The sequence below is a fragment of the Nocardia sp. NPDC060259 genome, assembly GCF_042728775.1.
In the GTDB taxonomy this organism is placed as follows: Bacteria; Actinomycetota; Actinomycetes; order Mycobacteriales; family Mycobacteriaceae; genus Nocardia.
This window is the reverse complement of record NZ_JBHXAY010000204.1, coordinates 1-1,238: the sequence shown is the minus strand read 5'-3', so window position 1 is coordinate 1,238 and position 1,238 is coordinate 1. Positions and strand designations below refer to the sequence as shown.

The 1,238-nt window shown below is 63.2% G+C and carries 3 protein-coding genes; 2 read left to right on the top strand and 1 reads right to left on the bottom strand.

What is annotated here, in order from left to right; translation table 11 throughout:
- Positions 1-218 (bottom strand): hypothetical protein (locus ACFWF2_RS33595; protein WP_379311508.1); only part of this gene is annotated, 218 nt, incomplete at its 3' end.
- 303 nt (positions 219-521) lie between these two features.
- On the opposite strand from ACFWF2_RS33595, the gene ACFWF2_RS33590 reads away from it, so the two are divergent.
- Positions 522-1,007 carry a hypothetical protein gene (locus ACFWF2_RS33590; RefSeq protein WP_379311507.1) on the top strand — a complete coding sequence of 162 codons (486 nt, stop codon included), beginning with the start codon at positions 522-524 and terminating at the stop codon, positions 1,005-1,007.
- Between the two features lie 45 nt (positions 1,008-1,052).
- On the top strand, positions 1,053-1,238 hold a 186-nt coding region (locus ACFWF2_RS33585), incomplete at its 3' end, for a hypothetical protein (protein WP_379311506.1).

Sequence of the window (1,238 nt, the reverse complement as noted above, 5' to 3'; positions counted from 1 at the left end):
TCCATCGCCGACTCGAACCGGACGAATCGGGGTACGAGTCCGCCGTACGCGTCACCTGCAGGCTGCATGCCAGCACAGATTTCGAAGGTGTCGATGAGATCGGTCAGAGGGATGGTATCGATGCGGGGCATGATCCGGTGGACGTCGGTACGTCCGGACGGTCCTGGCTGATAGTCGAACCTGATCTCGCTGGTGGCAGTCGAACGCTGGCGCTGCAAGCGCTTCCGATCTTGGGTAATCGACCCAACCTCACCCGCACGATGGCGCGCGCCGGGAGTCAGGGCCCTTCCGGGGATCACCGGCTGAGGCGCACGACGCCCTTCCCAGTTGAATAAATCACGGCGTCACCGTATCCATTGATCGCCGATCCCGCAAAGTGGACGTCCGCTCATCGGTATGAGCGCGTACTGCAGGCGGCTGTAGGACGCTCGGCCCGTCGATCTTCCGCGGAGGATGAGTGTGCTTGTCGGCCACGGGGCGCACGTTGTCGGCCGAGTCCTGACGTTTCGTTAGAATCGCTCATGACGCCGAGGGAACTGTTCTTCCAACTGGGAGCTGATCGCCGACGACAGGTTCACCTTTCGCTATGCGAGGATGCCCTGCCGACCTGGATCGGCTTTATTCGGGGCGAGCCCGCCCCGCTTCGCTACCGCGACTCGGTTGTCGGGATGTGGCACCACGTGGATGTCGAGCTTCCGGCCGATGCCCTTCGCTCCGCTCGCGCCGGCGTGGATCTCGCGGATATCGGCAGCCGATACCTCGAGCCCATCACCGCGCTGCAAGACGACGATCTGGCATTCCCGGACTCGGTCGAGTTCGCCTATTACGCGATCTACAACTGCTTTTGCAAGTACGTCCGCGGCGACGACATCCCGGATTGGCTGATCGTCAACCAGGCCTTGTCGGTTCACGACGACAGCGAAGTGGCGTCACGCCTGGCGCGCACGATCGACGACATCGACCCAATCACGAGCGGGAACGCCGAGGATGTCGGATCGATGGGATAACGCCCTTGGTACTGGTGATCAACTCCGCGACCTGGAAGCACAGGCGTGGTCGAGCAGCGACGGGTCGAGGGGCAAGTACGCCATGGGGTGCCGAATGACGCCTGGCCGATCAAGAGACCGATCCGCTGGTCCACCCCGCTGATGCTCCACATCCCCGACGATGTTCGGGTGGGGGCTCAGTGGTTTCACCAGCGCCTCGCGCTGGCCGTTCAGTCAGCGCGATCAGCGGCA

Bases quoted from the DNA above. Each gene is read 5' to 3' on its own strand.
- ACFWF2_RS33590 (WP_379311507.1), top strand. From the start codon at position 522: ATGACGCCGAGGGAACTGTTCTTCCAACTGGGAGCTGATCGCCGACGA.